The sequence below is a fragment of the Geothrix sp. 21YS21S-4 genome, assembly GCF_030845995.1.
Classification (GTDB): Bacteria; Acidobacteriota; Holophagae; order Holophagales; family Holophagaceae; genus Geothrix.
Map to the genome: position 1 here is coordinate 2,525,678 of NZ_CP132719.1, position 16,213 is coordinate 2,541,890.

Genomic DNA, 16,213 nt, shown 5'->3' on the forward strand with positions numbered 1-16,213 from the left:
CCGCCTCTCTGCGGCAAGATGAGGGATGGCCGATACCTTTCTCACGCGGATCCCGGCGCTGGCGGATGCGGAATTGCGGGCGTACGCCCACGATCCGCTGGCGTACCGGACCGCCGCGGTGGAAGCGGCCCTGGAGGAGCTGGCCCGCCGAGGCCAGGCCCTTTCGCCTGAGGAACTGGCCCGGATCCGGGCGGACTTGGCGCGGCGGGACGCGGAGCTCCACGGCGCCACCGAAGAAGGAAACGAAGAAGCGGATCTCCGCCGGCGGAAGCGCCGGCGCCGGATCGCGGCGGCCATCCTGGCGGTGGGCCTCAGCGCGTCGGGGATCGCCTTCATCGCCGCGGGACCTCCCCAGTCCAATCCCCTGGGCTACGAGCCGGAGGACACCAAGCGCTACCTGCGCGACCTGGAGATGTACGGCGGAAAGGCCAACGTCATGGCCACGGAATTCCAGCGGTGGTTCGCGAAACAGTGGGAGGGGCGGCGCCTCGCCTCCACCCTGGCGACGTTGACGCTTCTCCTGGCGCTTCCGTTCTGGGTGGCGGGCCGCCCTTCCGGGGAACGCCGCTCGTGACCGGTCCCGCCAAGCCCGGCCTTCATCCGCGCAACCGGCACGCCGGCGGCTACGATTTCCGGCGCCTGACGGAGGCGTGCCCGGAGCTGACGGCCTTCCTGCGCCGCGCCCCCCACGGCGGGTGGACGGTGGACTTCGCCGATCCCGCGGCGGTCAAGGCCCTCAACCGGGCCCTCCTGGCGAAGGCCTACGGAATCCGCGGATGGGACATCCCCGCCGGCTACCTCTGCCCGCCCATTCCGGGACGGGCGGACTACCTCCACCATCTGGCGGACCTGCTGGCGGAAGGGGGCGCCCTTCCCCGCGGACCCGCGATCCGCGCGCTGGATGTGGGCGTGGGCGCCAACGCCATCTACCCGCTGGTGGGCCACCGCGAATACGGCTGGTCCTTTGTGGGGTCCGACGTGGAAGCGGGGGCCCTGGCCTCGGCGGAGCGGATCCTCGCGGCGAATCCCGATCTGCGGAGCGCGGTGGTCCTCCGCCGCCAGGGAAACCCCCGCGCCATCTTCGAGGGCGTGGTGGAGCCGGGCGAGCGCTTCGACCTGACGCTGTGCAATCCCCCCTTCCACGCTTCCGCCCGCGAAGCCCGGGAGGCGAGCCAGCGGAAGTGGCGGAAGCTGGGCCGCGGCGCGGCGGGCGCCGCCCGGAACTTCGGCGGCCAGGGCGCGGAGCTGTGGTGCGACGGCGGCGAAGCGGGCTTCCTGGCGCGGATGGCGGAGGAGAGCGCCGCCTTCGCCGAGCGGATCCTGTGGTTCACGGCGCTGGTCTCCAGTTCGGCCAACCTGCCCGCCGTGCAGCGCGCCCTGCGCCGGGTCGGAGCCCCCGAGATCCGCGTCGTTCCCATGGCCCAGGGGCAGAAGCAGAGCCGGTTCGTGGCCTGGAGCTTCCTGTCCCCCGACGCGCGGGAAGCCTGGCGACGGAGCCCCGGGCCGGGATAGGAAGGACCAAAGCCTCAAAGCGGAGAGCCACGGAGGAGGGGAGGAAAGCGGAAAAGGCATCCCTCCACCTTCCTCTATGCCTCTGCGCGCCTCAGCTTTCAAAATGGTTTTTCTCGGGGCGCGATGGCCCACAAGGACCCTGCTTCGCCGCTCGGCCTCACATTCCTTTGCATTCAAAAATGATGATCGCCACCACGCCCCGGGCCGGGGTAGGAAGGGCCAAAGCCTCAAAGCGGAGAACCACGGAAGAGGGGAGGAAAGCGGAAAAGGCATCCTTCCGCTTTCCTCCGTGCCTCTGCGCGCCTCAGCTTTCAAAATGGTTTTCCTGGGGCGCGACGGCCCACAGGGACACGGCTTCGCCGCTTGGCCTCGCATCCCTTTGCATTCAAAAATGGTGATCACCACCAAGACGCACATCCTCAGTTGGGAGAGCTTTTCTTGGTGTCTTGGTGGTGAAAAGAAAATCTTGGGCCTTGATCGCTCATTGGCCTCAGAACACGGACCAGCCCGTGCGCGTCGTGAAGCGGTCGAGGGCCTCCACGCCCGCCACGCTGTTGCCGTGGGGATCCAGCGCCGGGCTCCACACGCACAAAACCCCTCGCTCCGGGAGCACGGCGAGAATCCCACCGCCCACGCCGCTCTTGCCGGGCAGGCCCACGCGGTAGGCGAAGTCGCCGGCGGCATCGTAGGTGCCGCAGGTGAGCATCACCGAGTTGATGCGCTTCGCCTCGCTGCGGGTGAGCAGGCGCGAGCCGTCCGCCCGCAGCCCGTGGTTGGCGAGGAAGAGGCCTGCCCGCGCCAGGTCCGCGCAGCTCATCCGCAGGGCGCACTGCCGGAAGTAGTGGTCCAGCACGCGGTCCACGGGGTTCTCCAGGTTCCCGCAACTGGCCATGAAGTGGGCCAGGGCGGCGTTGCGGTGGCCGTGGCTGGCCTCCGACGCGGCGATCTCCGGATCCACATCCACGGCCGCGTTGCCGCTCTCCTCCCGCAGGAAGGTCCGCAGGGTGTTCAGGGAATCGCCCGTCAGCGACAGCAGGCGATCGATGAGGATGAGCGCCCCCGCGTTGATGAAGGGATTGCGGGGAATGCCCTTTTCATATTCCAGCTGCACCAGCGAATTGAAGGGATTGCCCGAAGGTTCGCGCCCCACGCGCGTCCACAGGGCCTCGCCGTCGCGGGCCAACACCAGGGCCAGCGAGAACGCCTTGGACACGCTCTGGATGGAGAAGGGCTCCCGCCAATCCCCGCTGCCGAAAAGGCCGCCGTCGATGGTGGCGAGGGCCAGGCCGAACCGCGAGGGGGGAACGGAGGCGAGGGCCGGAATGTAGTCCGCCACCTTCCCCCGCGCCGCGAAGGGCGCCGATTCCGCGGCCAAGTCGTCCAGAAGCGCCTGAAGGTCCATGAGAGGCAGGATAGCGGATGGAATCCGGGCGCCCGTGTTGATCCCCGCCGCGCCGTAGCGGATCCTGATCGAGGAGCCCCCATGACCCCCCTCGCCGCCGATCTCCTTCTCCTGTTCCGCCGGGACCTGCAGTGCCTCCTGCGGGAAGTGGCCCTGTTCCCCGATGACGCCTCCCTGTGGCGGACCCTGCCCGGCATCGCCAACAGCGCGGGGAACGTCGCCCTGCACGTGGCGGGCAACCTCCAGCACTTCATGGGCGCGGTCCTGGGCGGGACGGGCTACGTCCGCGAGCGCGAGCGGGAGTTCGCGCAGCGGGAGGGCCGGCGGGAGGATGTGGCCGCCGAGTTGCGCGGCGCCCTGGCGGCCGTGGAGACGGGCCTCGCCGCCGTGACGGAGGCGGGCCTCGCGGCGCCCTTCCCCGCCCTGCTCGGGGGCCACCGCGTGCCCACGGGGCGCTTCCTGCTGCACCTGGAGACGCACCTCGCGTTCCACCTGGGCCAGGTCGGCTACCTGCGCCGGGCGCTCACGGGGGATTCCACGGGCTCCGGAGCCGTGGGCATCGGGGAGATCGCGGAGGTGGCGGAATGACCCCGCGGCCGCAGACGGATCCCGAAGCACCGCTCCTGATCCCCTTCCGCGCCGGCGTCCTGCTCGGCGCCCTGGCGGTCCTGTGGACCTTCGTCATGGGCTTCACCGGCTGGTACCGGCAGCCGACGCTCCTGTTCCTGCTCTGGCTGGTGATCCCGCTCCAGATCGTGATCCTCGCGGGGATGCTGCGCCTCACGGCGCCCACTGCGGGCTATTTCCGCCAGGTGCAGAACGGCGTGGCCGCCTCGGTCATCGCGTCGCTGATCATCGCGGTGGGCAGCCTGCTGTTCACCACCGTGGTGTTCCCCAGCTACTTCCGCGAGATGGAGGCCCTGGGCCGCCTGCGGATGGCCCACCAGGGCCTCAGCGCCGACCAGATCGAGGCGCTGGTGAAGGCCCAGGCGCCCATGCGGACGCCGCTGGGCAACGCCTTCGCCGGAGCGCTGGGCACGTGGCTCACGGGCTTGGGCACGTCGCTCGTGGCCGCGGCCTGGTTCCGCAGGCGCTGATCCCCGCTCGTTCAGCGTTCGTGGCGGATCTCCGCCACGAACTCCAAGGGGAAGCGCCGCCCGGCGAGGGCGTCGTCCAGGCAGCGCAGCACCCAGCCCGACCGCAGGGGTGCGGCGACCAGTTCCTCGCGGGTGAGCCAGTGGCACCGCAGGATGTCCGGATCCTCCGGCGCGGCCTCGGCGCCTTCGGGCACCGTGCCCGTGAAGCAGACGCGGAGATAGTCCTTCCCGTTGGCCGCCCGCAAGGGATAGAGCCCCACGATGGCGTCGGGCGCGAAGGCCAGGCCCGTCTCCTCGCGCACCTCGCGCCGGACGGCGTCGAGGACGGATTCGCCGGGTTCCACATGCCCGGCGGGCTGGTTGATCACGGGGAGGCCGGTGACCTTGTCGGGCTCTTCCACCACCAGGAAGCGGCCCTGGCGCTCGATGACGGCGGCGACGGTGAGGGCCCACATGCTCAGGCCGGCAGGAAGAGGAGGAAGCCGTTGAGGAAGTAGACGATGCCCACCGCGCCGACCGCCAGGCCCAGCCAGTAGACGGGCTTCTGCTTCAGGAGGGCGGCGATGGACGACAGCAGGATGGCGATCTGGAGGAAGATCACCGCCAGCCCGAAGGCCGCGCCGTGCTTCTGAGCGTCGGCCTTCGCGTCCTCGAAGCGCCGCGCCTCCTTCTGGATCTCCGCCTTCTCCGCGTCGTACTTGGCGGCCTTCCGTTCGACGTCGGCCAGGCTCTGCTCCAGAAGAGCGACCGCCGGCTTGGGAGCCAGCGCGATCTCCCGCTTCAGGCGCAGGGCCTCCAGTTCGTAGAGGTTTCCCTTGATGCCCTTGGCTTGGTAGTAGGCCCACTGATCGGAGGCCTGGCTCTGGCTCAGGACCGTCCGCGTGGAGTGCCCGCCGCCCTTGAACGTGGCGAGGGTCGCGCAGACCGCGAGCATCACCGTCGTCAGCGCCAGCAGGTTCAGCCAGGGTTCCTTCTTGTCGTCGCTCATGGATCCACGATTACCACGAAGCGGGCGGATCATTCCCAGCGGCGGTCGTCCAGCCGATAGCGGTGGCGGAGGTCGCGGCGGGTGCCCGGAAAGACGTCCGCGCGGCGGGCCTCCTCCTCCGCCTCCCGGAAGCGGTCGCGCAGCCCGTCCACGGCCTGCCGGAGCCCGGCTCCGCGCGCTTCCCGCCCCTTCACCGACTCGCCCTGGAGGGCGCCCCTCTCCCAGAACGCGTAGAAATTCCGGTCGAAGGTGCCCACCGCTCGCCCCTCCCAGTCATAGGTGAGGAAGGAGGCGAAGGCCGATTCCAATTGGTCGGCGCCCCGGGCGATGGCTTCCAGCCGCGCGGCGTAGCGGCGGGTGCCCTCCTCCCGCAGCCGGTCCGTCTCGCTGGGGCCGGCGCCGGGGAGGAGCGCCTTCATGCCTTCGTCGGGCCCGGAGGGGACGAACGCCAGTTGCAAGGGCTTCCCGTCCAGCAGCGCTCGGGCGTGGTCGATGGCCACAGCGAAGTTCAGGCCCTGGCTGCCGCGAAAACCCATGGTGGTGATCCCCACCGCGCGACCCGCGCGGTCCACCAACGGGCCGCCGCTGTTTCCGGGGTTGAGGGCGGTGTCCGTCTGGAGGACCACCACGCGGTCCAGGCGGCGGAGGCTGCTGACGATGCCGCGGGTGACCGTGTTCTGAAGCAGCCCGAGGGGCGTGCCGACGGCGAGGACTTCCTGACCCGGGCGCACCTCCTGGACGGTGCCCAGCGGCAGGAACGCGCGCTCAGGACCGGGCTGCATCAGGTGGAGTACCGCCAGATCGTAGCCCGCGGCGGTGGCCTCGATGCGGGCGTCCAGGACGCTGCCGTCGGCGAGGCGTAGCTTCACGTAGCTCCGACCCACGATGACGTGGTGGTTCGTCAGGAGTCGATCGCGGCCCACGAAGAAGGCGCTTCCGCTCCGGCCCGAGCCCGTCTCCACCATCACCACGGCGGGCAGGACGCGCGCCACCACGTCCTCGGTGGAGGGCGCCGCGGACGTGGCGCTCCCGGCGGGTTCAGGCGCGGGAACTTCCGGAAGCGGAGGCTGGGGCGCCGCCGCGGGAGCCGAAAAAGCGGGCGCGGGGCGCCGCCCCTCCCGCCACCGGACGAGGCCCGCGCCCCCCGCCGCGGCCAGAGCCACGGCAGCGACAAACGCGAGGGGCGTCCACGGAGAGCGGGAGGAGTCGGCCATCGGACATCCGGAGAGATGGCCCCAGCCTGACAGGCCTCGGCTCCGAACGCAGCAGGGCCCGGGACGAACCCGGGCCCTGGGGGTGCGGAGCGGCTAGTAGCGGTAGTGATCCGTCTTGTACGGCCCTTCCACGGACACGCCGATGTATTTCGCCTGATCGGGACGCAGGGCCGTGAGCTTGGCGTTGAGGGTCTGGAGCTGGAGCCGCGCCACCTGCTCATCCAGGTGCTTCGGCAGGGTGTAGACGCCCACCTGGTACTCGCCCTTCTTCGTCCACAGCTCAATCTGCGCCAGGGTCTGGTTGGCGAAGGAGGAGGACATCACGTAGCTGGGATGACCCGTGCCGCAACCCAGGTTCACCAGGCGGCCCTTGGCCAGGAGGATGATGCGGTGGCCGTCGGGGAAGATCACGTGGTCCACCTGGGGCTTGATCTCCTCCCACTCGCAGGCCTCTAGGCCGGCCACGTCGATCTCGCTGTCGAAGTGGCCGATGTTGCACACGATGGCGTTGTGCTTCATCCGGGCCATGTGGTCGCGGGTGATCACGTGGAAGTTGCCCGTGGCGGTGACGAAGATGTCGGCCTGGTCGCAGGCCTCGTCCATGGTGACGACGCGGTAGCCCTCCATGGCCGCCTGCAAAGCGCAGATGGGATCGATCTCGGTCACCCACACCTGGGCGCTGAGGGCGCGCAGCGCCTGGGCGCTGCCCTTGCCCACGTCGCCGTAGCCGCACACCACGGCGATCTTGCCGGCGACCATCACGTCCGTGGCGCGCTTGATGGCGTCCACCAACGATTCCCGGCAGCCGTACAGGTTGTCGAACTTGCTCTTGGTGACGCTGTCGTTGACGTTGATGGCGGGGAACTTCAGCTCGCCCTTCTTGGCCATCTCGTACAGCCGGTGGACACCGGTGGTGGTCTCCTCGGTCACGCCCTCGACCTTCGCCAACTGGGTGGAGTACCAGGTCGGCTGCTCGGCCAGGCGCTTGCGGATGGCGGCGAAGAGCACGGTGGCTTCCTCGCTGTCCGGGTGGTCCAGCACGTGGATGTCCTGCTCGGCCCGCGCGCCCAGGTGCAGGAGGAGGGTGGCGTCGCCGCCGTCATCGAGGATCATGTTGGCCCCGCCGTCGAAGTCGAAGATGCGGTGCGTGTAGTCCCAGTACTCGGGCAGTGTCTCGCCCTTCACGGCGAAGACCGGCGTCCCGCCCGCGGCGATGGCGGCGGCGGCGTGGTCCTGGGTGCTGAAGATGTTGCAGCTGGCCCAGCGCACGTCGGCGCCCAGGGCCTTCAGCGTTTCGATGAGCACCGCCGTCTGGATGGTCATATGGAGGGAGCCGGCGATGCGCGCACCCTTCAGCGGCTGCTCCGCGGCGTACTGCTTCCGGATGGCCATCAGCGCGGGCATCTCGCCTTCGGCGATGGCGAGCTCCCGCCGGCCCCAGGGGGCGAGGGAGAGATCAGCGACGAGGAAATCGGTGGCGACGGCGGCCATGGGGCACCTCCATGAAGGACCGGGACGAAGCGGAAGACCCACCTCATCGACCCGGAGCGGGTTGAGGTGAGCGCCGTTCAGAAAGGGGGCCGAGCCTGGGATTTTCCGCGCGGAAATCCTGCAGCGCTCCTCGGACTTTTCCAGGGTAATCGGTTCTGTAGAGACGCGGAAAAGATTTGGGATCAGGTTTTTAAACATGTCATTCTATAAAAATTCATCTAAATAAAAATATATAACATAATTTAATTAATAACAGTAATTATAAAAATATAAATAATTTATGTCATTAAATAGTTACATAATAAAAAATAATAAATTTACAAATAACAATATATAAGCACTTAAAAATAGGCACGATCTTCGATTCCTCCTGGCTGCCTGAAAGGAGGCATCCATGTCGAACCCCCTCTCTTCCCTGGTCCTGGCTCTCGCCTTGGCCCTTCCCCTCCCCGCCGCGGCGACCCGCGCGGCTCACGCTCCCCAGCGGCCGGTGAATCTCAACACCGCGTCCGTCACGGAGTTGATGCAGCTGCCCCGGATCGGACAGAAGACCGCGGAGCGCATCGTCGCCTTCCGCAAACAGCACGGGGGCTTTCAGCGGCCCGAGGAGCTGATGAACGTCAAAGGGGTCGGCGAGAAGTCCTACGCCCGGCTCAAGCCCTTCCTGTCCATCTCCTCCGCGCCCCGCGCGGCCGGCGCGAAGTAGGGAGGGCGCCATGATTCCGGGCTGCCGCCGCTCGCAGCGGGGAACCTCCTTGCTGGAATTCACCCTGACGATGAGCATCGCCGCTCTCCTCGCCGGAGCGGGCCTCTCCCAGCTCGATTCCGGCGCCACGGAGCTATCCGCGGCCCAGGATGAGATCTGCGGCAGCCTGGATCAGGCCTTCAACCTCGCCCGGGCCCGGGGCACCAACGTCACCGTCGCCCTGGGAAAGGCTACAGGAGCCGGCGAGCACCTCCCGGTGCAGGTGGGCCGGCGCGTGAAGTGGGGAAAGCCCGCCAACATCCCGATGCCGCCGGACATGGACGAAGGCAGCGTCGCCGCCGCCACCGGCGAGTCCCACGCGCTGTTCACCGTCACCCCTCGCCACACAGCTCTGGCCGGCGCGTGGTTCCTCAACGACGGGCGGGACGCCCTGTGCATGCGCCTGTCGGGGCACGGGCGCCTCCAGGTCCTGCGGTGGCGCCGGGAACGCCAGAAGTGGACGAGGGCGTGATGCGCGCCCTGGCCACCTCCCTTCTCCAGCGGGTCGGATCCCTCGGCGCGCGCCTGATTCCGACTCCCCTCTGCGCGCCCCTCCGCGTCGCCACGCGGGAACTCCGCCGCACCCTCCACCTCGCCTTCGGGCTGGCCGCCGCCCACGATCGGACGGTGATCCTGGAGCCCCACCGGGAGGCTTCGGCGGGAAGGATCTCCGTGCGCCTGCCGCAAGGGGTGCGCTGGGGACGGCCCGAACAGGTGCCGCTGCCGCCCAGCCTCGCGGACAGCGGGTGGTGGAGCGGCCATCCCCATCCCATCACCGTCATGCCCCACGGCCGGGCCGCGGCGAACGTCTGGTTCCTCCACCACGGCCGGGAAGCCCTGTGCCTCCGCCTCGATCTGGCGGGATCCCTCGAACTGCTCCGCTACCGGCCCCTGTGGCGCACGTGGACCCGCTGCTGAAGGAAGCGCCATGCGCATTCTCGATCTCTCCCCCGACCAGCGCCCCCGGGAACGCCTGCTGTCGGGCCACGGCGAGGGCCTCTCCGACGCCGATCTTCTCGCCCTCCTGTGGGGCTCCGGCCGCCCCGGTCAGAGCGCCGTGGAACTGGCCCAGGCCGTCCTGGGCCGCACCGGCGGACTGGCTGGCCTCATGGGCCTGGGCCTCCACGACTGGCTGGGCCAGCCCGGCCTCGGCCCCGCCAAGGCCGGCCAGTTGTGGGCCGCCCTCGAACTCGCCCGCCGCCGGGCCCGCGGTACCGAGCGCCTCCGCATCACCAGCCCCCGCGCCGCAGGCGACTACCTCCTGCCCCGCTGCCGCGGCTGGACCGAGGAGCGATTCGGCCTCCTCGCCCTCAACGCCAAAGGCGATCTCCTGGCCGAGCGACTCCTCAGCCAGGGGACCGCCACCGCCACCCTCATCAGTCCGAGGGAATTCTTCCGTGAAGCCCTCCGCTACGGCGCGACCACCGCCCTAGCCTTCCACAACCACCCGAGCGGCGATCCCACCCCCAGCCGCGAGGACACCCAACTCACCCGACGACTTTTCGCCGCGGGGGAATCGCTGGGCATCCCTTTGGCCGACCATCTCATTCTTGGGCATGACCGCTACCACAGCTTCCGGGCGGCGGAGGGGTGGGATCGGGAAGCAAGTAACCTCTTGTGAAGCTGGTCTATCGCGTCGCGCCAAGACTCTCGCCGATTCCACAATCCCTCGGACCGCCCAAACAGGTGGATTCCGTGATTTGAATCCCCCTTTTTGCTGTGGCGCGTCAAAAAGAAAGCGCGTGGCGCCGTCAAAATGCTTGGAGCTTCCAATCTTTTTGGCAATCCCCATCGCCGCCGCTGCTGCGCGGCGGTCAGCTTGAAGCCCGGGGAGGCTGAAGAGAGGGTTACCCATGGGCCCAGCGTCGGGCGCGACTGAACATCAAAAAAAGTGAGCGGACGGCCCCAAAGGAGCGAGTCATGGACTCATCGAGGCCGGGCCACAGCGGATCACCCCACCAGATTTTCATTAAGGCCCCAGAAATAATTCTGGGGCCTTAATTGGTGATGTCAGGTCAACGCAATAAATCTCTGATCAAGAAATATAAAATTTGAAGTATTTGCACTTTTGGTGGAGCCGCGTGGGGATTACCGTATTCGCGAGATGAACATTCAAACAAAATGAACAATTTTGATTTAAACTTAATTAAAAATAGCCATTTTCTTGCTTTATTGTTTGTGTGCACGAAACACCTCTTCTTATTTTTTTGTTACCAACAGAATAAGAGAGAGGCAAAATATATATGCGATTGCAATGTTTAACGCATTATCTAATGTGATTAAACATGTCGAGTCAGACAACCACCTTCTCTGAGCTATTTTCTAGTCTATCACTAACGAGACGGTAGAGCCAGCCTACCGCGTCCGCGGCCAGAGCTGCCCAGCCCCAGGACGGGCCTGGCACATCCCCAAGCGCGTCCTGGGCCAGAGCTGGCCGCCGCGGTGGCGGCCGTTCATGTCGTAGAGCTTCTGGCCGTCCCGCCACAATTCCGGCTTGGGATCCTCCACACCCTTCAGCCAGACCACGCTGCCGTCGCCGTCCAGGTAGCTGAAGATCCCGTAGGGCTGCGCGAAGGCCGTGTCTTCCGCCCGCACCACGTAGTGGTCCGCGTAGGTGTAGACCCAGCCGCCAGCGCCGGCGTAGCGGGCTGTGGCGTAGGAGTCGCGGCTGGTGGCGCCGTAGGGATAGACGGACCACACGCGGGCCTGGGCGGCATCGCCCCACACGCCGGCCAGCTGGTGAATCTCAAGGCCCAGGTCCCGCTGCCAGGGGCCTTCGAAGGGGTGGATGGCGCCCCGGTCTGTGGCGTAGGCCCAGCCGCTGGTGTCGTAGATCCCCGCCCCCGTGTAGGTGTTGTAGCCCGCGTAGTGCCGCAGCCGGCCATAGGCGACCGCCGATTCGCTGCGGACCGCATTGAGGGCCACGGGCATGGCCGAGTAGAGCAGCAGGTCAAAGATTGTCCCCGTGAGGATCGACTGGGCGGGCCAATGCCAGTCCCCGTTTTCCGACATCGTGACGGACTGCCCAAACGAATTCCCGTACGACCCGCCCAGCAGCCTCTCGAAATTCATGACGGGGTTGATGTTGTAGTCGGCGACGGATAGCTGCCTGAAATCCACATGCTCCGTGGCGTGGACCAACTCACCGCCGCCGCCGGGGCGGTAGGGTGCGAGGGCGCAGACGGCCGTCACCGTCTGGCTGGCGTAGTCGGTGTGGGAGCCGTAGTAGTCGCTGAACGTGCGCATGGAGATGCTGTTCACGCCATCCCAAATCCCATAGGTGAAGGGGGCGGAGAAGCTCGTGCTGGTGTAGCTGAAGGGGGCGTAGCCGGGGCCCGCGTAATTCACGGGCGCCTCAGCGGCGGGCGTGCTGACTTCGTCCACGAGGATGAAGACACCCAGCCGGGTCTCCGGATCCACCCCGTCGAGTCGGTAGAGCCGAATTTCTTTCGGCATGACCCGGATCCCGTTGTTGACGCCGAGCCCGGCTGTGGTCCGCGCCCACCCGCAGATCAACTGGAGGTAGACCTGGTCGTCCCTGACCAGGATCCAGCTGCCCGGCCGGGGAATCATCGCGCCGCCGGCGTCGTAGAGCAGGCTATCCGGGACGCGGGCGTAGGTCTGGAATGTGTGGTGGATTGGGTCGCAGAGGTCGCGGTACTGGATCTCGAAGGTGCCGAACACGTCGCCCGCGCACTGCACCTTGAGCGTGAAGAGCCGCATCCCAATCGACGGCCCCGGGAGGTGAACGGGCATCGCTACTCCTCGTAGAACGCCAGGTGCTGGAGGCCCACGTAGGGATTTCCGCCGTTGGCCGTGATGGTCAGGCGGTAGCGCGTGAACGCCGCCATGTTGAGCGTCCGGAACAACCTGGGCAGGAAGGGCACCCAGGCTTTGAGCGGGTGGGTGCGGGTGTCCAGCAGCGTCCAGGTGGACCCGTCGTTCGACCCTTCTAGCTTCCAGGCTGACAGCCAGCGCTCGATGTAGGTGTCGTTAGACCAAGGGACGATCGAGTAGGACCTGATGACCTTCGCCGTGGGGAACTCGTACTGGATCCAGGCGGGGACACCGGTCCCGTAGGTCACCCAGCCGGAGCGGGCGGCGTCAATGATGTCCTCGACCGCGACATCCCGGCATTCCCTATTAAGGACCTGGTGGAAGTAGGCATCGGAATACGCATGGGTTTCGGCGAGAGCCCGCAGGTTCACACCCCGGAGCTTCAGCAATGCCCGCATAGCCTCAGGCTTCAGAGACCCGTCCGGATTGATGCCCTGACTGACCATCTGTTGGACGTCGGCCGCCGTGGCGAGGATGGATTGGACGCTTGGGGGCAGGCCGTAGGCCGCCCGCTTGCGCGCAGGTTTTTCGGGTAGCATCGTGGTCTCCAGTCCCCTTAGCAGACTAAGGCGGCATCTCCCTATCCTAGTCCACAAAGAGGACTCGTCAAATGGCAGTCCACAAAAAGGAATTAACCCCTGATCCTCCAGCTCAAGGCGCTCGCATTCGGCAGGCGCGGCTAGCTTTAGGCCTTACTGGAACTGAGTTTGGCGATCGAATTCGCGTGAAAAAGGGCACCATCTCTGCGTGGGAAACAGGAGAACGCAATCCCGATGGACCTTCGATACTGGCCCTCAAATTCGTCTACAAACTGAACCCCGATTGGATCAATTGGGGCATTCTTCCTATGTGGTTAGAGCCCGAAGCGCTGATGGGAGAGCTAAGGACCGCCGCCGAGGTCCCCTTTGTAGACACATTTTTAGAGCGACCCCTGATCATCGGTGCCGCCGGTTGTGGCCCCGGGGGGGAGATTCAAGATCCAGGCCCGGCCGCCCCCCGCTATGCCCTTCGGCGGGACTTCGTTAAGCGCATCCTGGACAAGTGTGGAGGCGGAGAGGAGGGCGACCTCTTCTTCCTCTTATGCGAAGGCGAATCAATGCGGCCAACGATTCTCCATAAGGAGATCGTCCTCATCAACACAGCCCTAGAGGGCCGTCTGAATCCCCGGAACAACGCCATCTACTTGGTACGGCGGTCGGCGGAGAGTGGCGATGACAGGGTGAAGCGGGTTCGTTTAGATCGTGACCGCCACCAGCTGGTGCTCTCTTCGGACAACAGAGCCTTTGCCCCGGCAATCCTCGATCTTGATGACATCCCCCTCCACCGGATCATTCTGGGCCGTGTCTGCTGGGTGGGCCGCTACCTATTGGACACCGATCCGCCCGAGGGGGACTGGTAATGGCGAACCCTGAGCTATTCCGCGAGTATGCCGCGCAAGTGCTGGCGCGCGTCTACGCCCAGCATCCTGTGGGCATCGCCATTTCAGTGGCGGAGGACTATCCGGAGATCGAGCCAAAGAACCACGAGATATTCCTTTGCACCGTGGGATGGCTGATCACGAATGGGTTCCTGGACGCCGACACGGTGGCCACGCGGGTGGACAAGAATTTCCATGGGGTTTGCCTCACCCTGAGGGGGTTGAGCGTCCTGGACGCGGTCCCTGCTGAGCTTCAGGAGGGGAAACCCTCAACCCTGGGCCAAATCCTCCGGAGGAAAGTGGAAGAGGGAGCTGCCGCCGTAGCTGGAGAGATGGTCAAGAAGGCCCTGATCGAACTCGGCTCACGCCTGTCGTGAGGGCTGGGGCGATTCACCAATCTTTTTGACGGACGCGAAAGCGACCGCGCTCTTCCTCCCCTCGTGTCGCCCAAATTCCATTCTTTCTGACGGCTTGGCGCCACTGAGCGCAGCCCGCCGCGCAAACTTTCTGCAAGGACGGGCGACCCGATTCCCTGGGTGGACCCGCGCCAGAACTGGGTCCGAGCGCAATCTGACCCGACTCCAGTCTGTCGAATCATTTCGACGGTTCACATTTGCATCACAAAAAAGCCGCCTTGCGGCGGCTTCCGGTGGCGGAGAGAGAGATTCCCTCCTCGTCACGCTTCGCATGACGCTCCGGCCGCACGAATCGTCGGCACGGCCCTGATCCGATTCAGCAGTCCCCCGGACTGCTGAACCGGGGGCCTATCTGCCGGCGATTCCGTGATTCGAATCCCCCTTTTTGCATCACGAAAAAGCCGCCTTGCGGCGGCTTCCGGTGGCGGAGAGAGGGGGATTCGAACCCCCGGTACTGGTTTACCCAATACACTCGCTTAGCAGGCGAGCCCGATCGGCCACTCCGGCATCTCTCCACGGCCTTCTAGAGTAGCGGTGCGAGGGCGGAGACACAAGGCTTGGGCCGCTGGAACTGCCCGGGCGCATTTCCTCGATCAAGCGGTGACGAGGATCCTTGTTCCCGGGCCGGGTTCTGGACATCATCTCCGTCGGCAGGCGTCGGCTTCCGGAGCGGAGGCGGATTCCCGTCCGTTGCCGGGAGCATCCATGAGCGTCGATCTCCATTTTCTCCGAGGACGTCTGCAGGCGGTCCCCGGCTTGGATTTGGAGGCGGGGCTGAGGACCACGGATGGGCGCGTGGACAGTCTGGTCCGCCTCCTCGCGAAGTACGCGGAGCGGCACGCGGAGACGGGGCGGGCGATCCGGGAGGCGTGGAAGGCGGGAGACATCGCCCTGGCCCACCGGCTGGCCCATACAGTGCGCGGCGCAGCGGGATTCCTGGGGCTGGCGGACATCCAGGTGCAGGCCACGGACCTGGAGGCGGTCCTCCGTCCGGGCTGCGGGCCCGAGGTGGAAGCGCCCATTGTGGCCTTCGCCAGCTGCAACGCAGAGCTGTGCGCCGCCCTCACCGCCGCCATCGGGAGCGAGACCCCCGAAGGCCAAGGAGTCTGAACGGCGATCAGCCCTGGACGGCGGCCACCACTTCGTTGCCGCAGCCGGGATAGTCCAGCCGATCGAACCAGGTCCGCCGGGACATGGCGATTCCGCGGCCGTGCAGGTGGAAGGCGCGCTCGGGATTCAACTCCAGATAGTCCTGCCACGCGAAGCCCGGCCCCTCGTCCCGGATGGTGAAGCGGAAGTCCCGCCCCTCCCGCTCAAGCAGGAGGGTGGCCCGCTTCTCCCTGTGCTCCGGCAGTTCCAGGCGGCGCGCCACCTCCTCGTTGAAGCGCCCCTCCGCCAGCAGCCGCGAGGTCTCGGCGTAGGCAAGGCCCAGGTTGCCGTGCTCCACCGCGTTCAGCATCAGCTCCGTCAGCCCGTTCACGGTCCGCTCGGGGTTCGGCGTGGCCTTGGCGACGAGGGCGGCGATCTCGCGCGCCTCGCAGGGCGTCCGGAACCGGAACTCCGCGGCGGTGAGGTGCCCCAGCGTACGCGCCATCCGCTGGACGTCGAGTTGGAGGGCGCGGTAGCCCTGGCGATCCCGGGCGGCGGCGCCGACGATGGCCAGCAGCGCCTGGGCCGTGAAAGGCTTGGTGAGGTAGTAGTAGGCGCCGGCCTTCAGCCCCTCCACGATGTCCAGGTCGCTGGAGCGGGACGTCTGCATGATCACGGACGCCTGGAGCGGGCCGGGCCGGGCCTTGATCCGACGCAGGACCTCGATGCCGTCCATGTCCGGCATGACGCGATCCAAAAGGATCACGTCGAAGGCATCCGGCCGCTCGGAAATCAGGCGCCAGGCTTCCTCTCCGCTGGAGGCGCCCGTCGTCCGGTAGCCCTCGAATTCCAGGTTCTCGCGCAGCAGGTCGAGGTTGATGGGCTCGTCTTCGACGACGAGCACGCGGGGAAGGTCCGCAGCAGCGTCTTTCAAAGCGGTCATGGGGCCCTCCGCGGGAACGAATACCGGCTTGGATCTCCGGACGGTCGCGAACAAAAGGGAAT

Annotated in this window: 19 protein-coding genes, 1 tRNA gene and 1 riboswitch; of the genes, 11 read left to right on the forward strand and 9 right to left on the reverse strand. The window is 66.7% G+C overall.

Annotation, left to right across the window (positions count from 1 at the left end):
- Positions 1–25 precede the first annotated feature (25 nt).
- Together RAH39_RS11530 and rlmF are read left to right on the forward strand one after the other, a co-directional pair.
- Positions 26–574 (forward strand): hypothetical protein, encoded by a 549-nt coding sequence (locus RAH39_RS11530; protein ID WP_306590254.1) that lies wholly within the window; start codon positions 26–28, stop codon positions 572–574.
- Positions 571–1,512, forward strand: coding sequence for a 23S rRNA (adenine(1618)-N(6))-methyltransferase RlmF (gene rlmF / locus RAH39_RS11535; protein ID WP_306590255.1), 942 nt, complete (start codon positions 571–573; stop codon positions 1,510–1,512). The genes RAH39_RS11530 and rlmF overlap by 4 nt, the downstream gene beginning before the upstream one ends.
- Before the next feature lie 490 nt (positions 1,513–2,002).
- Here the strand turns inward: rlmF and RAH39_RS11540 are convergent, their stop codons facing one another.
- A complete protein-coding gene (locus tag RAH39_RS11540) occupies positions 2,003–2,914 on the reverse strand; it encodes a glutaminase (RefSeq protein WP_306590256.1) in 912 nt (303 codons plus the stop codon).
- 81 nt (positions 2,915–2,995) lie between these two features.
- Between RAH39_RS11540 and RAH39_RS11545 the strand changes: the two genes are divergently transcribed.
- Together RAH39_RS11545 and RAH39_RS11550 are read left to right on the forward strand one after the other, a co-directional pair.
- A complete protein-coding gene (locus RAH39_RS11545; RefSeq protein WP_306590258.1) occupies positions 2,996–3,502 on the forward strand; it encodes a DinB family protein in 507 nt (168 codons plus the stop codon).
- Positions 3,499–4,011 (forward strand): DUF4199 domain-containing protein, encoded by a 513-nt coding sequence (locus RAH39_RS11550; protein WP_306590259.1) that lies wholly within the window; start codon positions 3,499–3,501, stop codon positions 4,009–4,011. The genes RAH39_RS11545 and RAH39_RS11550 overlap by 4 nt, the downstream gene beginning before the upstream one ends.
- 11 nt (positions 4,012–4,022) lie before the next feature.
- Here RAH39_RS11550 and RAH39_RS11555 read toward each other — a convergent pair whose 3' ends face one another.
- The 4 genes from RAH39_RS11555 to ahcY all read right to left on the reverse strand — a co-directional run bounded on the left by RAH39_RS11555 (position 4,023) and on the right by ahcY (position 7,704).
- Entirely contained in the window at positions 4,023–4,466 is a 444-nt protein-coding gene (locus RAH39_RS11555) for an NUDIX domain-containing protein (RefSeq protein ID WP_306590260.1), read from the reverse strand.
- 2 nt (positions 4,467–4,468) lie between these two features.
- Positions 4,469–4,999, reverse strand: a complete 531-nt coding sequence (locus RAH39_RS11560) for a DUF4337 domain-containing protein (protein ID WP_306590261.1) — start codon at positions 4,997–4,999, stop codon at positions 4,469–4,471.
- A gap of 29 nt (positions 5,000–5,028) precedes the next feature.
- Positions 5,029–6,213, reverse strand: coding sequence for a S1C family serine protease (locus RAH39_RS11565; RefSeq protein ID WP_306590262.1), 1,185 nt, complete (start codon positions 6,211–6,213; stop codon positions 5,029–5,031).
- 93 nt (positions 6,214–6,306) lie between these two features.
- Positions 6,307–7,704, reverse strand: a complete 1,398-nt coding sequence (ahcY, locus tag RAH39_RS11570; RefSeq protein WP_306590264.1) for an adenosylhomocysteinase — start codon at positions 7,702–7,704, stop codon at positions 6,307–6,309.
- 61 nt (positions 7,705–7,765) lie between these two features.
- Positions 7,766–7,842: riboswitch (S-adenosyl-L-homocysteine riboswitch) on the reverse strand.
- A 256-nt stretch (positions 7,843–8,098) separates the two neighbouring features.
- Between ahcY and RAH39_RS11575 the strand changes: the two genes are divergently transcribed.
- Genes RAH39_RS11575 through radC form a run of 4 tightly spaced genes read left to right on the forward strand, consistent with a single transcriptional unit; the run spans position 8,099 to position 10,070 of the window.
- Entirely contained in the window at positions 8,099–8,410 is a 312-nt protein-coding gene (locus RAH39_RS11575; protein WP_306590265.1) for a ComEA family DNA-binding protein, read from the forward strand.
- 10 nt (positions 8,411–8,420) lie between these two features.
- Positions 8,421–8,921 carry a pilus assembly FimT family protein gene (locus RAH39_RS11580; RefSeq protein ID WP_306590266.1) on the forward strand — a complete coding sequence of 167 codons (501 nt, stop codon included), beginning with the start codon at positions 8,421–8,423 and terminating at the stop codon, positions 8,919–8,921.
- Positions 8,921–9,367: a hypothetical protein gene (locus tag RAH39_RS11585; protein WP_306590267.1), complete on the forward strand. Its 447-nt coding sequence runs from the start codon at positions 8,921–8,923 to the stop codon at positions 9,365–9,367. Before RAH39_RS11580 ends, RAH39_RS11585 begins: the two co-directional genes overlap by 1 nt.
- 10 nt (positions 9,368–9,377) lie before the next feature.
- Complete coding sequence (radC, locus tag RAH39_RS11590; RefSeq protein ID WP_306590269.1) at positions 9,378–10,070, forward strand: RadC family protein; 693 nt, start codon at positions 9,378–9,380, stop codon at positions 10,068–10,070.
- Between the two features lie 734 nt (positions 10,071–10,804).
- Here the strand turns inward: radC and RAH39_RS11595 are convergent.
- Both RAH39_RS11595 and RAH39_RS11600 read right to left on the reverse strand, forming a co-directional pair.
- Positions 10,805–12,205 carry a hypothetical protein gene (locus RAH39_RS11595; protein WP_306590270.1) on the reverse strand — a complete coding sequence of 467 codons (1,401 nt, stop codon included), beginning with the start codon at positions 12,203–12,205 and terminating at the stop codon, positions 10,805–10,807.
- Positions 12,206–12,207: 2 nt separating this feature from the next.
- Entirely contained in the window at positions 12,208–12,825 is a 618-nt protein-coding gene (locus tag RAH39_RS11600; RefSeq protein WP_306590272.1) for a discoidin domain-containing protein, read from the reverse strand.
- Positions 12,826–12,896: 71 nt separating this feature from the next.
- Here RAH39_RS11600 and RAH39_RS11605 point away from each other — a divergent pair, with 71 nt between their 5' ends.
- Complete coding sequence (locus tag RAH39_RS11605) at positions 12,897–13,685, forward strand: LexA family transcriptional regulator (protein ID WP_306590273.1); 789 nt, start codon at positions 12,897–12,899, stop codon at positions 13,683–13,685.
- Positions 13,685–14,080, forward strand: a complete 396-nt coding sequence (locus tag RAH39_RS11610; protein ID WP_306590274.1) for a hypothetical protein — start codon at positions 13,685–13,687, stop codon at positions 14,078–14,080. Before RAH39_RS11605 ends, RAH39_RS11610 begins: the two co-directional genes overlap by 1 nt.
- Before the next feature lie 461 nt (positions 14,081–14,541).
- On the opposite strand, the gene RAH39_RS11615 is transcribed toward RAH39_RS11610, so the two are convergent.
- A tRNA-Ser gene (locus RAH39_RS11615) sits at positions 14,542–14,634 on the reverse strand.
- A 280-nt stretch (positions 14,635–14,914) separates the two neighbouring features.
- Here RAH39_RS11615 and RAH39_RS11620 point away from each other — a divergent pair.
- Positions 14,915–15,229, forward strand: a complete 315-nt coding sequence (locus RAH39_RS11620) for an Hpt domain-containing protein (protein ID WP_306590276.1) — start codon at positions 14,915–14,917, stop codon at positions 15,227–15,229.
- A gap of 7 nt (positions 15,230–15,236) precedes the next feature.
- Here the strand turns inward: RAH39_RS11620 and RAH39_RS11625 are convergent, their stop codons facing one another.
- Positions 15,237–16,151, reverse strand: coding sequence for a response regulator (locus tag RAH39_RS11625; RefSeq protein WP_306590277.1), 915 nt, complete (start codon positions 16,149–16,151; stop codon positions 15,237–15,239).
- Positions 16,152–16,213: the final 62 nt, after the last annotated feature.